The organism is Paenibacillus sp. 01L418 (assembly GCF_056400045.1).
Window position 1 is genome coordinate 1 of sequence record NZ_JBFTSN010000478.1, and the last position, 4464, is coordinate 4464.

5 protein-coding genes and 1 pseudogene are annotated in these 4464 nt (G+C 38.5%); 2 read left to right on the top strand and 4 right to left on the bottom strand.

Annotated features, from left to right (window positions below; translation table 11 throughout):
- Window positions 1–259 precede the first annotated feature (259 nt).
- Complete coding sequence (locus tag AC1DSE_RS30775) at window positions 260–652, top strand: winged helix-turn-helix transcriptional regulator (RefSeq protein ID WP_477511895.1); 393 nt, start codon at window positions 260–262, stop codon at window positions 650–652.
- Window positions 653–689: 37 nt separating this feature from the next.
- Here the strand turns inward: AC1DSE_RS30775 and AC1DSE_RS30780 are convergent.
- Both AC1DSE_RS30780 and AC1DSE_RS30785 read right to left on the bottom strand, forming a co-directional pair.
- Window positions 690–1139 (bottom strand): annotated as a pseudogene (locus AC1DSE_RS30780) (ATP-binding cassette domain-containing protein); the annotation flags it as partial.
- 290 nt (window positions 1140–1429) lie between these two features.
- Complete coding sequence (locus AC1DSE_RS30785) at window positions 1430–1993, bottom strand: ABC transporter permease family protein (RefSeq protein WP_477511896.1); 564 nt, start codon at window positions 1991–1993, stop codon at window positions 1430–1432.
- A 429-nt stretch (window positions 1994–2422) separates the two neighbouring features.
- Between AC1DSE_RS30785 and AC1DSE_RS30790 the strand changes: the two genes are divergently transcribed.
- Complete coding sequence (locus AC1DSE_RS30790) at window positions 2423–2836, top strand: nuclear transport factor 2 family protein (RefSeq protein WP_477511897.1); 414 nt, start codon at window positions 2423–2425, stop codon at window positions 2834–2836.
- 3 nt (window positions 2837–2839) lie between these two features.
- Here AC1DSE_RS30790 and AC1DSE_RS30795 read toward each other — a convergent pair whose 3' ends face one another.
- The gene (locus tag AC1DSE_RS30795; protein WP_477511898.1) at window positions 2840–3523 is read right to left on the bottom strand and encodes a DUF7002 family protein; all 684 of its coding nucleotides are present in this window, start codon (window positions 3521–3523) and stop codon (window positions 2840–2842) included.
- Between the two features lie 161 nt (window positions 3524–3684).
- The coding region (locus AC1DSE_RS30800; protein WP_477528738.1) for an HAD-IC family P-type ATPase at window positions 3685–4464 on the bottom strand (780 nt) is incomplete at its 5' end.

The following is a 4464-nucleotide window of genomic DNA, read 5'->3' on the forward strand; positions in this document are numbered from 1 at the left end:
CATCGATAACGCCCAAATCTCTAGCGTTTAAAGAAACCGCGTGCATTTTGATAAGAACTTCATTTGAACGGGGCACTGGTATTGGACGGTCAGAYGCCTTCAATCGATCAATTCCAAATTCACCGTTAATTTCGTATACTTTCATAATATTCTCTCCTTTATGGATAATATAGACATACAATAATATACAAACTAAAATAAAGTAAGAAGGCACTTTAAGGTTTCCAATGAACCAAAAAGTGCATAAGGAGGGCCTTAAATGAAAACATCATCCTCACTTAAAACCGTTCAACCCGACATTTCGATATCTGAATGCTCTTACAGTAAAGTACTTGAAATCATTGCAAACAAATGGTCAGCATTGGTCATTTATGCATTGGAAGACGGTATTATTCGATACGGAGATATTAGCAGACGGATTGATGGAATTTCCAAAAAAATGCTAACACAAACCTTGCGGCAATTGGAACGTGACGGCTTGGTTCAGCGAGATATGACTCCGTCTGTTCCACCAATCGTTGAGTATTCGCTCACCAAGTTGGGCGAGTCTTTGCTCGAGCCACTGAGTGCCTTGAAGCAGTGGACAAGAACAAATTATTCTCTTGTTGAATTGGCTAGATCATCATTTGATCAAGCTAACGAAAAGGAATAATACAAAACAAAAAAACACCAACTGAGCGTTAGTGTCCTTAGGAGTGATTTTCACCCGCAGCTTTGGAGTTCAGAGCGCCAATTGTTACGTCGCCAAAAAGAATATCAGGCTGATTAATAAGAGCCCTGCAAATAGCTGCTCTTTGTAGCTGGCCATCTGAAACCTGCGTAATATCACGATCAGCTAACTCTCCTATTCCTGTTCTCTTCATTAGCTCAGCTGCTCTCTTATTGATCGTGCTTCGACTGCTTTTTTTTGCCCGATAAGCAGACAGGATGATGTTATCCTGGATACTCAAGTTTTTCATAAGATGCATCTGCTGAAAAATAAATCCCGTTTGATTTAGACGCAAACTTGCTAACTCATTTTCAGAAAGACCAGTGATTTCCTGCCCATTAAAGGCAACACTTCCTCCAGTCATTTTGTCCATGCCGCTGATGGTATAGAGAAATTTAGATTTTCCAGAGCCGGATGGCACTATAATGGCTTCGAATTCACCCTACCGAATTTGCAAATGAATGTCTTTTAAAACCGATTGCTGAGTTCCATGTCCTTTCAAATAATCTTTACTTAATCCCTTCGCTTCCAAAATGAACAACTGATCATCCCCTCTCATTTGGCTATCTGTTCAGAAATGCTAAACTTATTCATGAAAAGAGTACTCACTAATGTGGTCATGGCGATAATCATCATTAATACGATCGGCAGAAGTAGATAAGTAGACAGAGGATTGCTTTCAAGCTGAATTTTTGATGCCCCCATCATAGACCCTAGTAATTACACTAAATTTTGTCCGATTACGCTAGCTGCTTTAACTCCAACGATAATTCCAAAACCAGCGATCAGCAATATTCTTACCAAATACTGAATTCGAATATCTCTTATCGTAAAACCAATGCTTTTCATAATAGCAATTTGAATAGAATCCTTGGCAAACAGCATTTTCATAAACAAAGAGGTTATTAGTATCAAAATCGATATAGAAATCGTAACAGCCAATAGGATGACTATCTTTAGCTGCTTGATCGTATTTCCTAAAGTCTGGGATAAATAAGTTTCCAGATGAGTCACTTTAGCAGGATAAAATGTATTCGTGTACTGATCCATCTTCTCGCCGACCGAAATATCAGGTTTCACATCCAGTGCTACGACATACCACAACACCATCTTAGGATCATAAGGAAACCTTGCTTTTGCTGTTCGGCCTCCATTTGTTATATCCTGATAAATACCGCTAACCGTCACGTTTATTTCTTTCCAATTATTCAAAAAAACCAGCGAATCGCCAACCTTTTTATTAAGCTCCTTGGCATTCAAATCAGACTTATGCCTCCATTTCATCGACTGACCGTCGGTCAATAATAATTATTGTGAATGTCCAAATAATGTAAATGGTTAATTTTATCCTATCTGGTTTGTAAATCAATTCTTCATAATGTGCTATATTATAGCTGATCAGCTTTTTTCAAGATGACATCACAACGGAATTATAGGTTCCATTAACAAATAAAATCAAATCGCCAATAGCACCAATAGCAAAAAATATGAAATAATAACTTGCTGTAGTAATTTCCTTATTAAATAGCTCTTTAAATGCCTTTACGAATAAATGATTAAACTTAAACCAACTTAATATCCAAGCGATTATAAGAAAACTTACGATCAACATATGCAGCCCCCGCTCTAGAAAAATAATTTGTATTGTTAGATTTAGCATAAAAGCTTACAATCTGCAATCATCACAGTATGGAATAAGAAAGGAATAAAATAATGTCTCATATGGCTCCTCAAAATCAGGAATTAAAAATACTGTGTCCAGTAGATTGCGGAAACGCGCCTAGAAAATCGATTCTTAAATCATTTAATATTGCTTTTGCTCAAAAGGATATGCCTTTTATTGCGGATCAAATTACAGATGATGTGCAATGGAACATTGTCGGTTCATTTCCCGCTATACACGGAAAAAATGAATTTCTCGAAGCACTCACTCAAATGAACATAAGCAAGACCATCGAATTACAAATTACAAATATCGTCACACACGGAAACACGGCAGCAATGAATGGAGTCATAAAACTTGAGAACGACAAAAGTTATGCTTTTTGTACTATGTATGTGTTTAGTAGCGCCTCCAAACAAGCAAAAATCAAAGAAATGACCTCATATGTAATTGAAGTATCATAAACTCTAAGAGAAACTTTCCAACGGCTTCACAAGTTTTCTCCAGTTCTCAGGTAATCCATTATCATGATCAGCATAAATGACCTGTACATATTGATTAAGAGTAATAACTTGGCCTTTGAACAGCAGCTCATGTATTTCAGAAGCTTTCACAGGAACCGTGTTATTCCGTTTTTTCTGGAAATCATCTAAAGAAAGAAACATCTCTAAACTTTTCTTATACTTGCAGCTCTTTGGAAACCTTGGTGAACTCCCCGAATCGTATTTGGACAATTTAACGGCCGAATAATGATCCATCAATAATGGAAATGCTTCGAACTGTAAAATAACAAATGCTTCATCCGGTTCTCTTCGTTTGTATGTATCCAACATTTTGCGACAATCCTTTAATGTGGGCCAAAAGAACACATGTTGATCAAGATAAGCCCGAAATTGTTCATGTGTACAATTCGCATCCATCATACTCTCAACAATCCTTAGATGCGCATTAATGACAACCGTATGTTCGAAATATTTAACTTCTTTGACCTCTGATCGCCGCTCGCCGATATGGAATGGATAAAGATGTTTGCTCGACCAAAGTGCATTATGATGTACGATCGCAGGCAAGTTCCTTACTCGTGTAAAATGGTAAAGGCTTTTCCTGCCTTTTGATTTTGTTATCGCTGAAACGATCGCTTTCTTATCCACTATGCCCTCTCCTTCTGCCCATATGATTTCACGAATCCGATTGAATCATTCCCATCATTAGAGTAAGAACATAGATACAAAAAAAAGGTTGCCGATGGCGACCTTTTTTAAGAACCAATTTTATAATGAAAATCAATTGATTAATTTCAATTTATAGCTAGTTATACTTTCATCCGCTGCAAACGAAGTGCATTTAACACAACGGATACGGAGCTAAGTGCCATAGCAGCGCCAGCGACCCATGGGGCTAACAATCCGATTGCTGCAATAGGAATACCCAACGAGTTGTAAGCCAGCGCCCAAAATAGATTTTGTCTAATATTGCCCATCGTTTTACGGCTCATAAAGATGGCATCAGGGATRCTATTGAGATCACCGCGCATTAATGTAATGTCAGCTGCCTCCATTGCAACATCTGTTCCTGTACCAATAGCCATTCCAATGTCCGCCATTGCTAAGGCCGGTGCATCATTTATCCCATCACCAACCATCGCTACTTTTTTGCCTTGTGCTTGTAATTTTTTCACTTCTTCAGCTTTGCCTTCTGGAAGTACTTCTGCCAGCACATGATCAATGCCAACTTGCCGTGCGATAGCTTGGGCAGTACGTTCATTGTCACCAGTAATCATAACGACTTGAATCCCCATTTGCTTCAAACGAGAAACGGCTTCTTTCGAAGTCACCTTAATGGTGTCAGCAACAGCTACCATGCCTGCATATTGGCCATCAATCGCGAACAACATCGTTGTTTTTCCTGCTTGCTCTAGGTTGGACATTTGTTCAAAAGCRTGCTCTGCTTGAATATTATATTTCCCCATCAGCTTCCGAGTTCCGGCTAAAATCTCTTTGCCATCCACAATTGCCCGAATGCCATACCCAGGAATCGCTTCAAATTCATCAGCGTTTGGAAGCTCAATGTCTTTAGCCAATATGCCAGATAC

Excerpts from the sequence above, each read along its gene's own strand:
- AC1DSE_RS30775 (WP_477511895.1), top strand. The coding sequence starts at position 260 with ATGAAAACATCATCCTCACTTAAAACCGTTCAACCCGACATTTCGATA.
- AC1DSE_RS30785 (WP_477511896.1), bottom strand. The coding sequence starts at position 1,993 with ATGAAATGGAGGCATAAGTCTGATTTGAATGCCAAGGAGCTTAATAAA.
- AC1DSE_RS30790 (WP_477511897.1), top strand. The coding sequence starts at position 2,423 with ATGTCTCATATGGCTCCTCAAAATCAGGAATTAAAAATACTGTGTCCA.